Consider the following 18452-nt stretch of genomic DNA (forward strand, 5'->3'; position numbering starts at 1 on the left):
TACATTTGGTGATCGCACCAGCTCAAGCGTTATCGGTATCGTGCTGCGATAACTTCTGCTTGAGCGAAGACACCAACCCCCTGAAATCCCTTCTCTCGGGCTTACTGAGTTATCGTCAGCGATGTTTGACGAGGCATAAACATGCCTGTAACTCTTGGGTAAGCAACAATGAGCACTTTACTCACTGCACAATCTTTACGCGTTGATACGGCGTTTGGCACGCTCTTCGACTCACTCTCCTTTACGCTGAAAAAAGGCGACCGCATTGGCCTGCTGGGCGACAACGGCTGCGGAAAAAGTACGCTGCTGAAGGTGCTGGACGGCACTGACTCCCCCGCCGCCGGAACGGTCGCGCTGGCCGGGCACTGCCTGATGGCGCGCGTTGAGCAACATCTCCCGGACGCCATTTTCCCGATGACCATGCTGGATGCCGTGCTCGCACAGCTGCCTTTAGCCGAGCGCGACAGCCTGAGGTGGAAAGCCGAAACGCTGCTGGCAAGCATGGGCTTCACGCCGCAGGATATGGCGCTGCGCGCGGCCACGCTGAGCGGCGGGCAGCACACCCGCCTGCTGCTGGCGCGGGCGCTGATTCACGAGCCAGACCTGCTCCTGCTCGATGAGCCCAGCAACCACCTCGATTTGCCGACCATGCTCTGGCTGGAACACTTTCTGCAGAACTGGTCAGGCAGCTTCGTGCTGGTCTCGCATGACCGACAGCTGCTGGATGCCGTCACTAACGGCAGCTGGATCCTGCGCGATAAAACGCTGCACTACTTCGCCCTTTCCTGCACGGCCGCCCGCAAGGCGCTTGAAGCAAAGGATGAAAGCGACGCGCAGCGCCATAAGGCGGAGCAAAAGGAGATCGACCGCGTGACCGCCAGCGCGAAGCGGCTGGCGACCTGGGGCAAGGTTTACGACAACGAAGATCTGGCCCGCAAAGCCAAACAGATGGAAAAACAGGTCGAACGGCTGAAGGAGAGCCAGACGGCGCTCACGGCAGGCAGCCAGTGGACGCTAACCCTGCGCGGCGACGCGCTGCGGGCCGACCGTTTGCTGGAAATGGAAAACCTCGACGTGCCTCCTGCGCCTGGCCTGCCGGCCTTGTTCAGTATCGACGTAGCGCGGCTAAAAAGCGGCGATCGCGTGGCTATTGTCGGTCGTAACGGCTGCGGCAAATCGTCGCTGATGAGGCTTATCTGGCAACAGTTTGCCGATATGCCCGCAGACAGCGGGTTGAAAATCCATCCGCGCGTCTCGCCGGGCTATTATGACCAGACGCTTCATCAGCTTGCGGACAACGCCACGCTGCTCGACGCGCTGGAGCCTTTCGCACCGGATCCGCAAAACCGCAAAATGGCACTGATTAGCGCGGGTTTCCCGTGGTCACGACACGGGCAAACGGTCAGCACGCTCAGCGGTGGCGAACGCTCGCGCCTGCTGTTCGTTGGCCTGACGCTTGCCCGCTACAGCCTGCTGATGCTGGATGAACCGACCAACCACCTCGACATGGAAGGCAAAGAGGCGCTGGCGCAAACCCTTCAGCAGTTTGAAGGCGGCGTTCTGCTGGTTAGCCATGACCGTCAGTTAATTAGCCAAAGCTGCAACCGTTTCTGGCTAATTGAAGAGGGGAAGTTGAGCGAGTGGCACGATGCAGAAGCGGTGTTTGAGCGGCTGCGTGAAAGCGCGGGGCTGGTGACATCCACCGCGGCAGTCATCGATACTACGGCGGTTCAATCCTCGCCGTATGACGATCTGCTCGAACGGCTGGTCGCGCTGGAAACGCTGCTGGAGGACGATCTGGCGCGTAAGCCGAAGCATCAAAAGCCGCACCTGCAGGCGCAATGGCGTAAAGAGATTGAGGAGATAGAAGCACTGCTGTAAGTCTGCGCCCGACGAGGTTCTCGTCGGGCCAGTAGTTTCCCCCTAAATTATTAGAGGAACACCCTTTTCTTAATCTGAAAACGGATTAATTGATGACATTATGTTGCTGCAGCCTTGCATTACCAGGCTAATGTATCAATCCTTAAGGGGTATTACCCTGCTATGCAGATTCTTATCATGAACAAGGAGATACACATGAAGGCTGCTGTTGTTACTCAGGATCATCAGGTTAACGTCACCGAAAAGACCTTACGCCCGCTAAAGCACGGGGAAGCCCTGCTGAAGATGGAATGCTGTGGCGTATGCCATACCGATCTCCACGTGAAGAACGGTGATTTCGGCGATAAAACCGGGGTTATCCTTGGACACGAAGGAATTGGTATCGTAAAAGAAGTCGGCCCTGGCGTGAAATCGCTGAAAGTCGGCGACCGCGCAAGCGTGGCCTGGTTTTTTGAAGGCTGCGGCCACTGCGAATACTGTAATACCGGCAACGAAACCCTGTGCCGCGACGTGAAAAATGCCGGTTACTCCGTTGACGGCGGGATGGCGGAAGAGTGCATCGTCACCGCGGATTACGCGGTAAAAGTGCCGGACGGACTGGATTCGGCTGCGGCCAGCAGTATTACCTGCGCCGGCGTTACCACCTACAAAGCGGTGAAGGTCTCGGGTATCAAACCGGGCCAGTGGATTGCAATTTATGGTCTGGGCGGGCTGGGCAACCTCGCGCTGCAGTACGCCAAAAACGTCTTTAACGCCAAAGTCATCGCCCTTGACGTTAACGACGAACAGCTGAAGCTGGCAGCCAGCATGGGTGCGGATTTAACCATCAACTCCCGCAGCGAAGATGCCGCGAAAATTGTGCAGGAGAAAACGGGCGGCGCGCATGCCGCAGTCGTCACTGCCGTCGCAAAAGCAGCATTCAACTCAGCCGTTGATGCCGTGCGTGCCGGTGGCCGAGTGGTTGCGGTTGGCCTGCCGCCGGAAGCGATGAGCCTCGACATTCCGCGTCTGGTGCTGGACGGCATTCAGGTAGTGGGTTCGCTGGTTGGCACTCGTCAGGATCTGCAGGAAGCCTTCCAGTTCGCCGCTGAAGGTAAGGTCGTGCCGAAAGTCACGATGCGCCCAATCGAGGACATCAACGCTATCTTTAAAGAGATGGAACAGGGCCAGATCCGCGGCCGTATGGTGATCGACCTACGTTCATAATCGTTCATCTTTCATTACCGCTCCTCGCTGGGGCGGTTTTTTTATAGCCATTTTCCGGCAATCCTTATCTTAATTCCTTTGTTCCCTTGTTTTCCCCCGCGCCCGATGATGAATCCGACGCTAACAAGAAGATAACAAAGGAATTCACCATGCAAACCCCATTTCGTCTGCCGCTGCTGACGGCGCTGATCCTGGCGACAACCGCAGCCTGGGCAGCTGATGCGCCCGTCAAAGGCGGCACGCTGATTTATCTGGAGCAACAGGCGCACACCAACCTCTATCCGCCCGCCGGCGGCTTCTACCCGAACGGCGGCATTCTGAACCAGATTACCGATAAACTGACGTGGCAGAATCCAAAGACGCTGAAGGTCGAACCCTGGGTGGCCGAAAGCTGGACCACCAACGCCGATAAAACCGAATACACCTTTAAAATTCGCCCGGGGATCACCTTCTCCGACGGCACGCCGCTCGACGCCAACGCCGTAGCGAAAAACTTTGATACCTACGGCTTAGGCAACAAAGCACAGCGCCTGCCGGTGTCAGAAACGATCAATAACTACGATCGCAGCGAAGTGGTCGACCCGCTGACCGTGAAGTTCTACTTCAAAAAACCGTCGCCGGGGTTCCTGCAGGGCACCGCCACCATTGGCTCGGGTCTGGTTTCGCTCAGCACGCTGAAGCGCAACTTCGAAGAGCTGGGGGATGCCCGCCATATCATCGGTTCCGGCCCGTTTGTGGTGAAGGACGAGAAGCTGGGTCGTGAAGTGACGCTCGAAGCGCGCAAAGACTATCAGTGGGGCCCTAAAAATCTGGCGCAGCAGGGGCCAGCTAATCTTGATGGCATCAAGTTTATCGTGACTCAGGAAGACAGCGTGCGCGTCGGCGCCCTGCTGGCGGGTCAGGCCGACTTTATTCGCCAGGTGCAGGCGTATGACGAAAAGCAGGCGACCGATCAGGGCTATAAGATCTACGCCGCCCCGACGCGCGGGGTGAACGACAGCATCAGCTTCCGCCCGGATAACCCGCTGGTCTCCGATATTCGCGTCCGCCAGGCGCTGCTGCACGCCACGAATGCAAAACAGGTGGTCGAGACCCTCTTCTCGGCCAACTATCCGCAGGCGAAGTCGGTGATTGCCGATTCCGCCGCAGGCTTTGTCGATCTCAGCGACAAATTGACCTTTGACCCGGCTAAAGCTAACCAGCTGCTGGACGAGGCGGGCTGGAAAGCAGGCAGCGACGGGATCCGCGCCAAAGACGGGCAGCGGCTGGCGCTGACGGTGTATGAATCCCTGCCCCAGCCGCAAAACAAAGAGGTGCTGCAGCTGGTTGCCCAGCAGTGGCGACAGGTGGGCGTGGCGCTGAGCGTCAAAGCCGGTGACGCAGGCAGCCGCACGCTGGATAACCTTGACCCGCAGAAAACCCCGTTAACCGTCTCCGAAGTTGGCCGCGCCGATCCTGACGTGGTGAAAAGCATGTTCTACCCCACTAACCGCGACGCGCTGCTGCAAAAAGGCGGATCCAGCGACAAGGTCAAAAACTTCCGTGACGACAGGCTGAATGAACTGCTGGTGAACATTTCGGCTGAGGTCGACCCGCAAAAACGCCTGCAGCTGACGGGAGACGCCCAGCGCTACCTGCTGGATAACGCCTACGTCATTCCAATTTTCGAGGAGCCGCAGGTCTTTGCCGGTGCGCCGTGGCTGAAAGGCGTCAATTTTGAAGCGGTAGGCCGCCCGTCGTTCTACGGCGCGTGGATTGAGAAACACTGAGGAGCTGACGATGCGCCACGCACTTCTTCAACGCTTTGGGCACGGGCTGCTGGTACTGTGGGCCGCCTTTACCCTCTCGTTCGTGTTGCTCCAGGTGCTGCCGGGCGACGCGGTGCTGATTAAATTTCAGAACCCGGACCTGGGCTTAAGCCCGGCGCAAATCGAGGAGATGCGCGTGGCCTACGGCGCGGACAGCCCGCTGTGGCAGCAATACGGCCACACGCTGCTGGCGATGCTGCGCGGGGATTTCGGCTATTCGCTACAGGCCGGCGTGCCGGTCAGCGAGCTGATTGCCAGCAATCTGCCGGATACCCTGAGCCTCGCCCTGCCCGCGTTTGTACTGGCGGTCCTGCTGGCGTTTGCGCTGGCCTTTGCATCGCGTCTGCCGGGTCTGCGCTGGCTGAGCAATACCCTCCAGTCTCTGCCGGTCCTGTTTATCTCCTTACCCACATTCTGGCTGGGGATCGCCCTCATCCAGCTCTTTTCTTTTCAGCTGCGGCTGATCCCGGTAATTAACCCGACGCCGCTGCAGGGGCTGATCCTGCCGATCGTGACCGTCGCGATCCCGATCTCGGCCCCGCTGGCGCAAATTCTGATGCGCAGCCTGGACCAGGTGGCGACGCAGCCGTTTGTCGCCGTCGCCCGGGCCAAAGGGCTGAGTGAAACCGCCGTCCTGTGGCGTCACGTTACCGGCAACGCCCTGCTGCCGGTCCTGAACATTGCCGGGCTGCTGCTGGGCGAGCTGATTGCCGGGGCGCTCATCACCGAAACCGTTTTTGGCCGCAGCGGGCTCGGACAGCTGACCCAGCAGGCGGTGAACAACCAGGACATCGCCGTGCTTCAGGCGGTCGTGATGATTTCCGCCCTCGGTTTTGTCTTAATCAATCTGCTGGTGGATCTGCTGATGCCGGTGCTGGATCCCCGTCTGCAAACCGTTACCGGAGGTGCATCATGAGTCTGGTCGATTACGCTGCCGCCGCGCGAAAACGCGTTCCTGCCTGGCAGGGAGTGGAATGGCAGCCGGGACTGTGGCTGGCATGGGGGGTGATTATTCTCGCCGCTTTTGCCGCCGTAGCGCCCGGCCTGTTAACCCACTACAGCCCGATTGAGGGCATCGCCGGCGCACAGCGCCTGGCGCCGCAGGCGGGACACTGGCTCGGGACCGATCAGCTTGGCCGCGATGTTTACACGCGTATCGTTTATGGCGCCTCCCATTCCCTGAGCGCGGCGCTGGCCGCCGTGACGATGGGGCTGGTGGTCGGCACCGGCTTAGGGGTGGTTGCCGGGGCGTTCGCCGGACGCGTCGAGTCTCTGCTGATGCGTTTCGTCGACGTGTTGCTCTCCATCCCGTCTCTGCTGCTCTCGCTGACGGTGATTATTCTGCTCGGGTTTGGCACCGTTAACGCCGCGATTGCCGTCGGCGTGGCCTCTATTGCCAGCTTCGCCCGCCTCGCGCGCGGTGAAGTCGTGCGCATTCGGCACACGGATTATGTCGAGGCAGCGTTTGGCAGCGGCGGGACGTTTTTCGCCGTGCTGTGGCGACACATCCTCCCCAACGCGTTAACCGCCGTCCTGGCTTTTGCCACGCTGCAGTTTGGTCAGGCCATCCTGGCGCTCTCCACGCTGAGCTTTCTCGGCTACGGCACCCCGCCGCCCGTGCCGGAATGGGGCTTATTGATTGCCGAAGGCCGTAACTATCTCTCTACCGCCTGGTGGCTCACCACCTTCCCCGGCGTGGTCGTCATCGCCGTGGTGCTGGCCACCAACCGCATCAGCCAACAGTTCAGCGGAGGTCGCTAATGACCGTTCTCTCAGTGGAAAATTTGACGATTAGCTACCGTACCGCGCGCCGGTGGCGAGAGGTGGTGCATAACGTCAGCTTCACGCTCGGGCGAGGGGAAATGCTGGCGTTCGTCGGCGAATCCGGATCCGGCAAGACGACCACGGCGCAGGCGATCATTGGCCTGCTGGCCGATAACGCCCGGCGCGATGCGGGAAAAATATCGCTCAACGGCGAGGAGATTAGCCAATGGTCCGCGAAGCGTCTCGATACCCTTCGCGGGGCGCGAATCAGCCTGGTTCCGCAGGATCCGGGTAATTCACTCAACCCGGTGAAGACGATCGGCGTGCAGGTCGGGGAAATTATTCAGCTACACCAGAAGGTGACCCGCGCCGAGCGCGACGAGCAGGTGCTCGCCCTGCTGACAAAGGTCGGCCTGAGCCACCCCGAACAGCGCATGACGCAGTATCCCCATCAGCTCTCGGGCGGGATGAAACAGCGCGTGCTGATTGCCATCGCCATTGCCCTGCGCCCGGACGTGATTGTTGCCGATGAGCCCACCAGCGCGCTGGATGTGACGGTGCAAAAACGCATTCTCGATCTGCTGGATATCCTGCGCCGGGAGTCGGGTACCGCCGTTCTGTTTGTCACCCACGATCTGGCGCTGGCCGCACAGCGCGCGGACAGGCTGCTGGTTTTTCGCGATGGCGAGGTTCAGGAACAGGGCGACACCGCCGATATCGTCCGCACGCCGCAGCACGCCTACACCCGCCAGCTGCTGAGCGATCTCCAGGGCCAGCGCCTGACCATCGCCCCGGTAGCCGGCCTTCCGCTTGCGTCACCGGCCATTCGCGCCCGCGCCATCAGCAAACAATTTTCTCTGGGCAAAGGTCATCAGCTTCAGGCGCTGGATCGGGTGACGTTTGACGTCAGGCGAGGCAGTACGCATGCGCTGGTCGGTGAATCCGGCTCCGGGAAAACCACCCTCGCCCGTATTTTGCTCGGTTTTGAACAGGCCGACAGCGGACAGGTCATTATTGATGATATTGATGCCACCGCCCTCAGCCGCGAGGCTCGCCGTCAGCTGCGGCAGAAGATCCAGTTTGTTTACCAGAACCCGTTCGCCTCTCTCGATCCGCGTCAGACGCTGTTTGACATCATCGAAGAGCCCCTGAAGAACTTTTCTCGCCTCGCTAAGGCGGAGCGAAAGGCCCGGGTGGAAACCGTGGCGCAGCGGGTTGCCCTGCCGGTCGATATCCTGACCCGTACGGCCAGAGAGCTCTCTGGCGGTCAGCGCCAGCGCGTTGCCATCGCCCGGGCGCTGATCCTGGAGCCGACTATTCTGGTGCTGGACGAAGCCACCTCCGCGCTGGACGTCACCGTACAGGCGCAGATTCTGGCTCTGCTTCAGCAGCTGCAGCAGCAGCTGGGATTAACCTATCTCTTTATCACGCACGATCTGTCTACCGTTCGGCGGATCGCGCACAGCGTCACGGTGCTGCGCAGCGGTCAGGTAGTCGAACAGGGCGACGTCGGAACCTTATTCGCGTCGCCGCAGAACGATTACACCCGCGAGCTCATTGACGCCATCCCTCATTTTTCACCCGCTACGGAGGAGTTCGCATGACGCGAAAACGCCTGGGATTTTTCACCCGTCTGCTTGAAGACGCTACGGCGAAGGAACGCTATCGTCTGGCAACAGAACAGATCCGCCACGCCGAACGCCACGGTTTTGACAGCGCATGGATTGCGCAGCACCATTTCCACGAAAGTGAAGGCGGCCTGCCGTCGCCGCTGCTGTTCCTGGCGCACGTAGCCGCGCACACCGAAACCATCCGACTGGGCACGGCCATCATTACCCTGCCGATGGAAAACCCGCTGCGCGTCGCGGAAGATGCCGCCGTGCTCGATTTACTCGCCAATGGTCGTCTTGAGGTGGGTTTTGGTTCGGGAGGTACACCGACCTCATTTCTGCCGTTCGGCCTGACGTTTGAGGCGCGCGGCGCGGCGTTTGCTGACCATTTGCATGTGATCCAAAGCGCCTGGCGCGGGGATTCGCTGACCCATCCGGATAACCACCTTTACCCGCCAGCGCCACAGCTGGCCGACCGTATCTGGATTGCCACCTTCTCTGTAGACGGTGCCGTTCGCGCCGCCCGGGCCGGACACGGTTTAATGCTTTCCCGTACGCAGCCGCGCCCGGCAGACAAGTTAGATTTAACGCTCGACGCGATCCAGAACCCGATTGTGGATGCCTACCTTGAGTCACTGCCCGCCGGTATTGCACCGCGCGTTCTGGCCTCCCGTACCGCGTTCGTCGCCGACAGCGATGACTATGCGCTGAAGGTTGCCACACCGGGCCTCACCAGGCAGGCCCGGCAGCATCGCGCTGCCGGACACGTGGTTAAAGGTGACACCGTCACAGATTTTCGTCGCCAGTTCGACGCCCACATCGGTTCGCCCGAGACGGTGCTGCGTTCGCTGCAGGCCGATTCAGTTCTCCGGCGCGCCACGGACATCTCATTCCAGGTCCATTCGGTCGAACCTACGCATCGCGACACGCTGCGGTCCATCGAACTGATCGCCGAACGTATTGCCCCCCACATACTTTGAGGAGACACCTATGTCATTAAGTCAGGACATTCTCGCCGAGCTGGCGGAAATTAAACCCGGTTCCCCTCTGGCAGAGGCGCGCGCCACGCGTGATGCCGCTACGCGCCACGCCCAGGGCAGCTACGAAATCCTCTTTAGCCAGCAGGATGATGATTTTGCACTCGACGAGCGCTTTGCCGTGGCGGCAAAAGTCGCCAGGTGGCACAACGCGGAGGCGCTGGCCGCGCACTATGCAGGGTTTGGCCTGGCAGACCCGACCTCAGACCGTCTGACCCCGGCGCTTAACTTCGCTCGCCTGCTGACGTTCTCCCCCGTCGAAGCGACGCCGACATCGTTAAAGGCGCTGACCCTGGCGGGATGGAGCAAGGAAGGCATCGTTACCCTGGCGCAGCTTATTGCGTTTGTCAGCTTCCAGAGCCGGGTCATCGCCGGTCTGCGGCTGCTGAACGACAGGCCCGTCGCCAAAAGCGATGCACCGGTGGCGGCAGGCGTCTGGCACACGACCGCAACAACGGTCACCGGGAAGGCGGCCCCCGTCGCGTTTACCCAGCAGGAGCTGGGATGGGAACCGTGGATAGCGGCCAAACCGCTGGCGGACTTCCGTGACGACGAAGTTGCCATCCTGGCGAAGTTTGGCCATACCGATTCCGACTACTTCCGCCTGCTGGGGCGCAACCTGCCGGTGCTTGAACAACGCACGCTAACGGATAAAGGGATTTTTTACACGCCGGGGGGATTGCCGCGCGCCGAGCGCGAGCTGGCCGCAACGGTAGTCAGTAAAATCAACGGCTGCATTTACTGCGCATCTGTCCATGCGCGTAAAGCCAGCCAGCTGTCAAAGGATGACGCTGCGGTAGAGGCCCTGCTGGCCGTGAGGCCGGGGAGGTCCCTGAGCGAGGGGCAGCCCGCACGCTGGCAGGCGGAAATCGATTTTGCGGCGGCGCTGTCGGTCACGCCGCCTGCCGCTACGCCGCTGCACCTGGCCGCGCTGGAAAAAGAGGGGCTGGATACCCTGGCGCAGCTTGATCTGGTGCAGTCCGCGGCGTTCTTCGCCTGGGCCAACCGCCTGATGCTGGCCCTTGGTGAGCCCTGGCTTGCCTGAAACCTGTCAGGCTAGCGCGCGAGCGTTAGCCTGAGCCCGTCTGGCCCGCAGGTGACCGTAGATCAGCAGTGCACTCATGGCCGAGAAAGAGAGTATCGCCGCAGGAAGCGTGACGTAGTTCCAGCTAAAGCCGAGAGTAATCATCATCCCGCCAAAGTACGCGCCAATCGCGCTGCCGAGATTAAACGCCATCTGCCCGCCCGCGGCCCCCAGCATCTCACCGCCCTTCGCATTTTGCAGAAGCAGAATTTGTAGCGGCGCAGAGAGCGCGAACAGCCCGGCACAGCAGATAAAGCCCATGACCAGCGAGGCCGTTTTCAGTTCGCCAAAGGCAAAAAGCAGCAGCAATGAAGCGACAATCACCATGTCGGTGGTGGCCGCAATGCGCAGCGGGCTAAAACGCCCAGAGAGCTTACCGCTCAGCAGATTGCCCAACACCATGCCAAGCCCCATCAGCATCATGATGATGGTCATTACGCCATCCGGGAAGCCCGAAACGTTGACCATAAACGGCTTAACGAAGCTGAACCACGCGAACACCCCGGCGTTGCCAAACATGGTGGCGGCAAAAATCAGCCAGGGTTCTGGTTTTTTCAGAAAGTGGAACTGCTCGGTCAATTTGATTTCTGATGTGTCTCGTATGTCCGGCACCCAGAGCAGAACCGAGAGGATCACCAGCGCATCGAACACGGCAATCAGAAAAAAGGTATAGCGCCAGCTGAACTGGTGCCCGAGCCAGGTGCCGAGCGGGACGCCCACCAGGTTGGCCACGGTCATGCCGGCGATCATCCCGGCCACCGCGACCGTCACCCTACCCGGCGGCGCAATTTTAGACAGGATAATTGCCCCGACGCCGAAAATAGCCCCGTGCGGAAAGCCGGAAATTAAGCGCCCCGCCGCCAGCCAGAAATACGACGTTGAAAACGTAAACAGGGCGTTCCCAACCGCGCACATGGCTACCAGAAACAGCAGCGTGGTTTTTAACGAGAACTTGCCTGAGAACAGCGCCACTATCGGGGCGCCTATCACCACGCCGAAGGCATAAAACGAGATCATATTCCCGGCGGAGGGAATCGTAATACCGGTGTCGTGCGCCAGCTCGGTGAGCACGCCCATAATGCCAAATTCAGCCATGCCCAGGCCAAATGTGCCAAGCGCCAACGAAAATATTGTCTTTTTCATACCTCAACCACGTGTTAATCACTCGCAACGGGCATTATTGGATAATCTTGTATGGTGAGCCAGTTCAAATCAGCTGGCTGACACGTTAATCCATTAATTCAGGAGTTTTCTCCAATTGCTACGCGGCAGGAATGGCAAATAAAAAGCCCCGGCAGGTGTCAGGGGCTTCAAAAGGTTTAAGGTCTAGCTTTTACAGTGCGCTTTCTGCCGCTGCTTTGGCGTATGTAATAGCACCAGCATTGAAAATGGGGTGCTCATGATTGTTCGTTATGTCACGCACGCGGTAGATTTTCCATGCATCACCTTCACGACGAAGAAATACTTCAAGATGTATGCTTCTCCCGTTACCTGCCCCTTCAGTGACCTGGACTACTTCACCGTTTAAAAATGGCCTGGCGTTTTCCACTCGTAACGCAGGTATCCATTCGCGAGAGTAATCCTGGGTATACGTAAAATAGTCAGACTCTATTAACTCTTGTTCAGAGATTTCCTGAATGGCATTAATGCGAGCAAGAGTATCTGCAGAAACATATTTACGCAGTTCATCGGCAGGATAAGGCCTGGCTTCATCGCTACCGTATGCGGAAAGATAGGATTTATAAAATGATTCGGTAGCATCTTGCGCACTATGATCTTGATTGGCAGCAGAACTACAACCCACCAGCAAAATAACGAATGATAAAAATATCCTTTTCATCAATGCATCCTGTAAATTTTAAAGGACGGTTGCATTTTGCGGTACCCAGGCCCCGGATACATGCTTTTTTGAACAAAGTCAGAAATCCACTGCGTACCGTCATACATAGTCATGTGACCTATACCATTTCCACCGGGATACGGCTGTATCACAGCCACATCGCCAGAAAGTAATGTTGAACCGGACGGCAGCTCACTGAATCCAGCGCGTAATAATTCCGCCCCATAATCTTTTGCATAATCTATGTTCGGCACCTTAACACCTCCAGCCAGAATGGCCAGGCGGGTAAACTTAGCACATTCACTATGAGAGTGCCCCAGAGCGTGTGAACGGAGATACGAAACTGCAGCTTCTTTATTCCAACTCATTCTTAGTTCCTTTAAGTAAATAAGAATGAAATTATCACGCTAACCACATATAGCGTGTGGGATTAAAAGTGCTGATTTGATTGCATCTGCATAGGGGAACGGGTGCTAAACACCTTCGCGAAGACCTAAGTACCTGCTTAAAAAAGTGTTGTGAAATTAATTACCTAAAAACATTACGCCTAATATCAGGTGGATTACACTTCATAGTGCGGCCTCGCTTTTTCTGCGCCGGACAATCTGAGGATGACCATCATGGGAAACAAAAAGAAAACCAGTGTCGCTGTTGATGTCGCAAAGAATGCACCGCTCAAGACCAAAGAGTATGAACAAGAGCTACGTCGCCTGCACGTTGAACTGGTTAAGCTCCAGCAGTGGGTCGTCGCCAAAGGGCTCAAAGTGTGTATTGTTTTTGAAGGACGCGACGGGGCCGGCAAAGGCGGCACCATTAAAGCGATCACCGAGCGCGTCAGCCCTCGCGTGTTTCGCGTTGTTGCGCTCCCTGCGCCGACAGAAAAAGAAAAAAGCCAGCTCTACTTCCAGCGCTATGTGCCCCATCTGCCCTCGGCTGGCGAAATCGTGATCTTCGATCGCAGCTGGTACAACCGCGCGGGCGTGGAACGGGTGATGGGGTTCTGCACGGAGGAACAGGCGGAGAAATTTTTGGACGGCGCACCGGTCATGGAAAAAGCGATGGTGGATGCCGGTATCATCCTGCTGAAGTACTGGCTGGAGGTGACGCCCAAAGAGCAGGAGCGCCGCCTGCGCGACCGTATTAACGATGGCCGTAAAATCTGGAAGCTATCGCCGATGGATATTAAATCCTTTAACCTGTGGGACGAGTATACCCTCGCGCGCGACGCCATGTTTGAAGCCACCGATACCGCCTGGGCGCCGTGGTTTGTGGCGCGTTCAGAAGATAAAAAACGCGTGCGCCTGAATATTATTTCGCACCTGCTAACCCAAATTCCGTATAAAGAAATACACGTAGACAAGGTGGATTTACCGAAACGTAAAATCGGTAAAGTCAAACCCACGAAATACCCGTTCCGGTATGTGGAAGAGCGGTTCTGATCTGGCAGATGTAGGCCCGCGCAAGCGCAGCGCCGCCGGGCAAAGCCGACGGCGCAGGTCTTACTTCATTCCTTCTGTGCTTTCCTGTTTCGCTTCCAGACGTTCCACATCACGATACCAGCGCGGGTGGTGTTTCTGCGCCCAGCGGCGGCTCACCTTTCCTTCAATCATCCCTTTAATCGATCCCTTCACCCAGAACGCCATATACATATGGATCAGGATGGCGTGGATCAGAATAATGGCCGACGTGGCGTGGATCAGCAGCGCGTAGCGAATCACCTGAATCGGGAAGTAGTGCGCAAAATACGGACGCCAGATAATCACGCCGGTCACCAGCAGCACAAAAATCATGCTCATGATGGTCCAGAACATCATCTTCTGCCCGGCGTTGTATTTCCCCACCTTCGCGACCTTGTGCTCGTTACCCTTCAGGACTTCGACGATCCCTTTCACCCACGGGATATCCTGCTTGTCCGGGATGTTATGGTGAACAAAACGCACGAACATAAACATCAGCACCACGAAAATCAGCACGCCGAAGAACGGGTGCAGAATGCGCCCCATTTGCGGGGTACCGAAGGTTTCGGTCAGCCACTGCAGCGTCGGGAAGAAGAACGAAATCCCCGACACCGCCACCAGGAAGAAGCAGATCACCACCGTCCAGTGACAGGCGCGGTCGACAAACTTCGTGCGCACGATCATTTTCGACTTACTCATGATGCTCCTCCTCCTCGTCATCCACCTCTTTGTTTGGCCCGATCCCGATGTAGTGATAGATCAGCCCCGCAAAGGTGGCGATAAACCCCGCAGCCGAGAGCGGTTTAAGCGCTCCTTTCCACAGGTTGATGGAGGTATCGATCGCCGGATCCTTCGGCAGGTTGTGATACAGCTCCGGCTGGTCGTTGTGGTGTAGCACATACATCACGTGCGTACCGCCCACGCCCTGCGGGTTGTAAATGCCCGCATTCTGGTAGCCACGTGCTTTCAGCTTGTCCACCCGCGCCTGCGCCACGTCCAGCATCTCTTTTTTGGTGCCGAAGTGGATCGCCCCGGTCGGACAGGTTTTCACGCAGGCAGGCTCCTGCCCGACGCTGACGCGGTCTACGCACAGGGTGCATTTGTATACCCGGTTATCCTCTTTATTGAGGCGCGGGATATTAAACGGACAGCCCGCGATGCAGTAGCCGCAGCCGATGCAGTTGTCCTGCTGGAAGTCGACGATCCCATTGGCGTACTGAATAATCGCGCCAGCAGACGGGCACGCCTTCAGGCAGCCCGGATCCTCACAGTGCATGCAGCCGTCTTTGCGGATGAGCCACTCCAGCCTGCCGTTCTGCTCGGTTTCGCTAAAGCGCATCACCGTCCAGGACTTGGCGCTCAGATCCGCCGGATTGTCGTATACCCCAACGCAGTGCCCCACCTCGTCGCGAATGTCGTTCCACTCCGAGCAGGCCACCTGGCAGGCCTTACAGCCCACGCAGGAGGAGACGTCGATAAGCTTAGCAACCTCTGCCTTGTAATCCCGCGCGCGGGGCGCGGGAGTTATCGGGTTAGTCGCGGAGCGTTTGATAACGTCTTGTGTTTCCATCGCCATTGAATCGCTCCTTACGCTTTCTCGATGTTGACCAGAAACGCCTTGTACTCCGGCGTTTGCGAGTTGGAATCGCCGACGTTTGGCGTCAGGGTATTCGCGATGTAGCCTTTCTGCGCCACGCCCTCAAAGCCCCAGTGCAGCGGGATACCGACGGTTTCCACCTGCTGCCCGTGCACGTTCAGACTTTGCAAACGACGGGTCACCACCGCCACCGCGCGGATAAAGCCGCGCTTGCTGCTCACCTTCACGCGGTCGCCGTTGGCGATGCCTTTCGCCTTCGCCAGCGTTTCGCTGATCTCCACAAACTGTTCCGGCTGCGCGATGGCGTTAAGCCGCGCGTGCTTGGTCCAGGTATGGAAATGCTCGGTCAGGCGGTAGGTCGTTCCTACGTATGGGAACTTGTCCTTTTTGCCCAGGCGCAGGACGTCGTCTTCGTAGATGCGCACCACCGGGCTGGAGATCACGTTCGGGTGCAGCGGGTTCGTGCCCAGCGGCGTTTCCATCGGCTCGTAGTGTTCCGGGAACGGCCCTTCTGCCAGCTTGTCGAGGGCAAACAGGCGTCCCAGCCCTTCGGGCTGCATGATGAACGGCCCGGTGCGGCTGCCCGGCGCGGCGGTGTTGTAGTCCGGGATATCGTTCCCCGTCCATTTCGCCCCGTTCCACTGGATCAGCATCCGCTTCGGATCCCACGGCTTGCCGTTTACGTCTGCAGACGCGCGGTTGTAGAGCACGCGACGGTTCAGCGGCCATGCCCATGCCCAGCCCAGCGTATTGCCCAGCCCGGACGGGTCAGCGTTGTCGCGGTTGGCCATCTGGTTGCCCTGCTCCGTCCAGCTGCCGGTGTAGATCCAGCAGGACGACGCCGTCGTGCCGTCGTCGCGCAGCAGCGCGAAGCTGTTCAGCAGCTGGCCTTTCTTCGCCACCAGGCTGCCGCTCGCGTCGTAGAGATCTGCCAGCGCTACGCCGTTGTTCTCTTTGGCGACTTCCTCTGACTCAGGATGGTCAGGCTGCTTGTAGTTCCAGCTCATCTTCAGCAGCGGCTCGGCACCCTTGCCGCCTTCGGTGCGGTACATCTCGCGCAGACGATGGTAAATCCCGGCCAGGATCTCGCCGTCATTACGCGCTTCGCCCGGGGCGTCCTGGCCTTTCCAGTGCCACTGCAGCCAGCGGCCAGAGTTAGCAATCGAACCGTCCTCTTCCGCAAAGCAGGTGGACGGCAGGCGGAACACTTCGGTCTGAATCGACGCCGGATCGACATCGTTTGACTCTCCGTGGTTCTGCCAGAAGGTGGACGTTTCGGTCACCAGCGGATCGATAACGACCATGTACTTCAGCTTGCTCAGGCTGCGAACGACTTTGTTTTTGTCCGGGAAGGAGGCCACCGGGTTAAAGCCCTGGCAGATATACCCCGTGACGTTACCTTTATCCATCATGTTGAAATACTTGATGACGTCGTAGGCCTGGTCCCACTTCGGCAGCCACTCAAAGCCCCAGTCATTCTCCTTCTGCGCCGCATCGCCGTAGAAGGATTTCATCAGGCTGACGTAGAACTTCGGATAGTTGCTCCAGTAGTTCACCTGATCCGGCAGCGTCGCTTTCGGCGTATTGGCCTCAAGATACGTTTGCAGATCGGCCTGCTTTTCCGACGGCAGCATCAGGTAGCCCGGCAGGCTGGTGGAGAGCAGACCGAGGTCGGTTAGCCCCTGAATGTTGGAGTGCCCGCGCAGCGCGTTTACGCCGCCACCGGCCATGCCCATATTGCCGAGCAACAGCTGGATCATCGCCATGGTGCGGATGTTCTGCGCGCCCACGGTATGCTGCGTCCAGCCCAGCGCATACAGGAACGTGGTGGTTCTGTCGGCGGCGCTGGTTGAGGCCAATACTTCACACACCTTCAGGAAGTCCGCTTTCGGCGTGCCGCAGATGTTTTCCACCACCTCCGGCGTATAGCGGGAAACGTGCTGCTTCAGCAGGTTCCACACGCAGCGGGGGTGCGTCAGGGTTTCATCACGCAGCGCATAGCCGTTTTCGTCGAACTGATAGTTCCAGGACGTTTTATCGTACTGGCGCTTTTCAGCGTCATAGCCGCTAAACAGCCCGTCATCGAAGGCAAAATCATCCCGCACCAGCAGGTTCGCGTTGGTGTAGTGCTTAACGTATTCCGCGTTAATTTTGTTGTTTTCGATCAGGTACAGCAGCACGCCGGACAGGAACGTAATGTCCGTACCGGAGCGGATCGGCGCATAGATATCGGCCACCGATGCCGTGCGCGTAAAGCGCGGATCGACGACGATAAGCGTCGCATCGTTGTTATTTTTCGCCTCCATCGCCCAGCGGAACCCCACCGGATGAGCTTCTGCGGCGTTACCGCCCATCACCACCACGACGTTAGCGTTTTTGATATCAACCCAGTGGTTGGTCATCGCACCGCGACCAAATGTTGGAGCAAGACTTGCTACCGTTGGTCCGTGTCAGACGCGCGCCTGGTTGTCTACCGCCAGCATGCCGAGAGAGCGCACAAACTTTTGCGTCAGCATGCCGGTTTCATTACTCGCCGCAGAGGCGCACAGCATGCCGGTGGAAAGCCAGCGGTTGACCGTTACGCCCTGCGCATTCTTTTCAATAAAGTTGGCGTCGCGGTCGGCTTTCATTAATTTGGCAATACGGGAGAAGGCCTCATCCCAGGAGATACGCTGCCATTTATCTGAACCCGGCGCGCGGTATTCCGGGTAGCGCAGGCGGTTTTCGCTGTGAACGTAGTCCAGCAGCCCCGCCCCTTTCGGGCAAAGCGCCCCGCGGCTCACCGGATGATCCGGATCCCCTTCTATATGGTAAATCGCTTCTCTGGCGTTCTTCGCGCCATCGCCCAGGCTATACATCAAAAGCCCACAACCTACGGAGCAGTATGTGCAGGTGTTACGGATCTCTTTCGCGCGCAGCAGCTTATAGTTGCGTGCCTGAGCCAGCGCCATTTTGGGAGCAAATCCCAGCATGGCTGCCGTTGTTCCGGCCATACCGCCCGCGCAGATTTTAAAAAATTGTCTGCGGCTGACGTCCATTGTTGTCCTCGTTTCGAATAAGAGCCTAATGGGATAGGCGCTAAGACTTCCCGCCGCAAACTAGCAGTAATGCCCCTGTTTTTTTTTGCGTCAAATCAAGGTCATCTATCTTCACCCCATTAATAGTCAC

General features: G+C 58.3%; 15 protein-coding genes. 9 read left to right on the plus strand and 6 right to left on the minus strand.

Annotated features, from left to right (window positions below):
- Positions 1–168: 168 nt before the first annotated feature.
- The 8 genes from KGP24_RS12290 to KGP24_RS12325 all read left to right on the plus strand — a co-directional run bounded on the left by KGP24_RS12290 (position 169) and on the right by KGP24_RS12325 (position 10351).
- Positions 169–1881, plus strand: a complete 1713-nt coding sequence (locus KGP24_RS12290) for an ABC-F family ATP-binding cassette domain-containing protein (RefSeq protein ID WP_223560611.1) — start codon at positions 169–171, stop codon at positions 1879–1881.
- Between the two features lie 195 nt (positions 1882–2076).
- Positions 2077–3087: an alcohol dehydrogenase AdhP gene (gene adhP / locus KGP24_RS12295; protein ID WP_032647362.1), complete on the plus strand. Its 1011-nt coding sequence runs from the start codon at positions 2077–2079 to the stop codon at positions 3085–3087.
- A gap of 149 nt (positions 3088–3236) precedes the next feature.
- Entirely contained in the window at positions 3237–4856 is a 1620-nt protein-coding gene (locus tag KGP24_RS12300; protein WP_223560612.1) for a TIGR04028 family ABC transporter substrate-binding protein, read from the plus strand.
- A gap of 10 nt (positions 4857–4866) precedes the next feature.
- Positions 4867–5811 carry an ABC transporter permease gene (locus KGP24_RS12305; protein ID WP_223560613.1) on the plus strand — a complete coding sequence of 315 codons (945 nt, stop codon included), beginning with the start codon at positions 4867–4869 and terminating at the stop codon, positions 5809–5811.
- Positions 5808–6656 (plus strand): ABC transporter permease, encoded by an 849-nt coding sequence (locus tag KGP24_RS12310; protein ID WP_032656932.1) that lies wholly within the window; start codon positions 5808–5810, stop codon positions 6654–6656. The genes KGP24_RS12305 and KGP24_RS12310 overlap by 4 nt, the downstream gene beginning before the upstream one ends.
- Positions 6656–8263, plus strand: coding sequence for an ABC transporter ATP-binding protein (locus KGP24_RS12315; RefSeq protein ID WP_223560614.1), 1608 nt, complete (start codon positions 6656–6658; stop codon positions 8261–8263). The genes KGP24_RS12310 and KGP24_RS12315 overlap by 1 nt, the downstream gene beginning before the upstream one ends.
- The gene (locus KGP24_RS12320) at positions 8260–9249 is read left to right on the plus strand and encodes a putative FMN-dependent luciferase-like monooxygenase (protein WP_223560615.1); all 990 of its coding nucleotides are present in this window, start codon (positions 8260–8262) and stop codon (positions 9247–9249) included. Before KGP24_RS12315 ends, KGP24_RS12320 begins: the two co-directional genes overlap by 4 nt.
- A 10-nt stretch (positions 9250–9259) precedes the next feature.
- Positions 9260–10351 carry an alkylhydroperoxidase domain protein gene (locus tag KGP24_RS12325; RefSeq protein ID WP_223560616.1) on the plus strand — a complete coding sequence of 364 codons (1092 nt, stop codon included), beginning with the start codon at positions 9260–9262 and terminating at the stop codon, positions 10349–10351.
- Between the two features lie 6 nt (positions 10352–10357).
- Here KGP24_RS12325 and araJ read toward each other — a convergent pair whose 3' ends face one another.
- The 3 genes from araJ to KGP24_RS12340 all read right to left on the minus strand — a co-directional run bounded on the left by araJ (position 10358) and on the right by KGP24_RS12340 (position 12598).
- Complete coding sequence (gene araJ / locus KGP24_RS12330) at positions 10358–11533, minus strand: MFS transporter AraJ (protein WP_223560617.1); 1176 nt, start codon at positions 11531–11533, stop codon at positions 10358–10360.
- A gap of 190 nt (positions 11534–11723) precedes the next feature.
- On the minus strand, positions 11724–12230 hold the full coding sequence (locus KGP24_RS12335) for a YbjP/YqhG family protein (RefSeq protein WP_223560618.1): 507 nt from the start codon (positions 12228–12230) through the stop codon (positions 11724–11726).
- A complete protein-coding gene (locus KGP24_RS12340; RefSeq protein ID WP_223560619.1) occupies positions 12230–12598 on the minus strand; it encodes a hypothetical protein in 369 nt (122 codons plus the stop codon). The genes KGP24_RS12335 and KGP24_RS12340 overlap by 1 nt, the downstream gene beginning before the upstream one ends.
- Before the next feature lie 252 nt (positions 12599–12850).
- Between KGP24_RS12340 and ppk2 the strand changes: the two genes are divergently transcribed.
- Entirely contained in the window at positions 12851–13669 is an 819-nt protein-coding gene (gene ppk2, locus KGP24_RS12345) for a polyphosphate kinase 2 (protein WP_194399305.1), read from the plus strand.
- Between the two features lie 60 nt (positions 13670–13729).
- Here ppk2 and fdnI read toward each other — a convergent pair whose 3' ends face one another.
- Genes fdnI through fdnG form a run of 3 tightly spaced genes read right to left on the minus strand, consistent with a single transcriptional unit; the run spans position 13730 to position 18322 of the window.
- The gene (gene fdnI / locus KGP24_RS12350) at positions 13730–14386 is read right to left on the minus strand and encodes a formate dehydrogenase-N subunit gamma (protein WP_032640727.1); all 657 of its coding nucleotides are present in this window, start codon (positions 14384–14386) and stop codon (positions 13730–13732) included.
- On the minus strand, positions 14379–15263 hold the full coding sequence (fdxH, locus tag KGP24_RS12355) for a formate dehydrogenase subunit beta (protein WP_194399306.1): 885 nt from the start codon (positions 15261–15263) through the stop codon (positions 14379–14381). The genes fdnI and fdxH overlap by 8 nt, the downstream gene beginning before the upstream one ends.
- An 11-nt stretch (positions 15264–15274) precedes the next feature.
- Positions 15275–18322: a formate dehydrogenase-N subunit alpha gene (gene fdnG / locus KGP24_RS12360; protein ID WP_223560620.1), complete on the minus strand. Its 3048-nt coding sequence runs from the start codon at positions 18320–18322 to the stop codon at positions 15275–15277.
- Positions 18323–18452 lie beyond the last annotated feature (130 nt).

Source organism: Enterobacter sp. JBIWA008 (assembly GCF_019968765.1).
Classification (GTDB): Bacteria; Pseudomonadota; Gammaproteobacteria; order Enterobacterales; family Enterobacteriaceae; genus Enterobacter.

Coding starts and splice junctions, on each gene's coding strand:
- KGP24_RS12310 (WP_032656932.1), top strand. CDS start 5,808: ATGAGTCTGGTCGATTACGCTGCCGCCGCGCGAAAACGCGTTCCTGCC.
- fdxH (WP_194399306.1), bottom strand. CDS start 15,263: ATGGCGATGGAAACACAAGACGTTATCAAACGCTCCGCGACTAACCCG.
- KGP24_RS12305 (WP_223560613.1), top strand. CDS start 4,867: ATGCGCCACGCACTTCTTCAACGCTTTGGGCACGGGCTGCTGGTACTG.
- KGP24_RS12340 (WP_223560619.1), bottom strand. CDS start 12,598: ATGAGTTGGAATAAAGAAGCTGCAGTTTCGTATCTCCGTTCACACGCT.
- KGP24_RS12290 (WP_223560611.1), top strand. CDS start 169: ATGAGCACTTTACTCACTGCACAATCTTTACGCGTTGATACGGCGTTT.
- KGP24_RS12335 (WP_223560618.1), bottom strand. CDS start 12,230: ATGAAAAGGATATTTTTATCATTCGTTATTTTGCTGGTGGGTTGTAGT.
- ppk2 (WP_194399305.1), top strand. CDS start 12,851: ATGGGAAACAAAAAGAAAACCAGTGTCGCTGTTGATGTCGCAAAGAAT.
- KGP24_RS12300 (WP_223560612.1), top strand. CDS start 3,237: ATGCAAACCCCATTTCGTCTGCCGCTGCTGACGGCGCTGATCCTGGCG.
- KGP24_RS12320 (WP_223560615.1), top strand. CDS start 8,260: ATGACGCGAAAACGCCTGGGATTTTTCACCCGTCTGCTTGAAGACGCT.
- adhP (WP_032647362.1), top strand. CDS start 2,077: ATGAAGGCTGCTGTTGTTACTCAGGATCATCAGGTTAACGTCACCGAA.
- fdnI (WP_032640727.1), bottom strand. CDS start 14,386: ATGAGTAAGTCGAAAATGATCGTGCGCACGAAGTTTGTCGACCGCGCC.
- KGP24_RS12315 (WP_223560614.1), top strand. CDS start 6,656: ATGACCGTTCTCTCAGTGGAAAATTTGACGATTAGCTACCGTACCGCG.
- araJ (WP_223560617.1), bottom strand. CDS start 11,533: ATGAAAAAGACAATATTTTCGTTGGCGCTTGGCACATTTGGCCTGGGC.
- KGP24_RS12325 (WP_223560616.1), top strand. CDS start 9,260: ATGTCATTAAGTCAGGACATTCTCGCCGAGCTGGCGGAAATTAAACCC.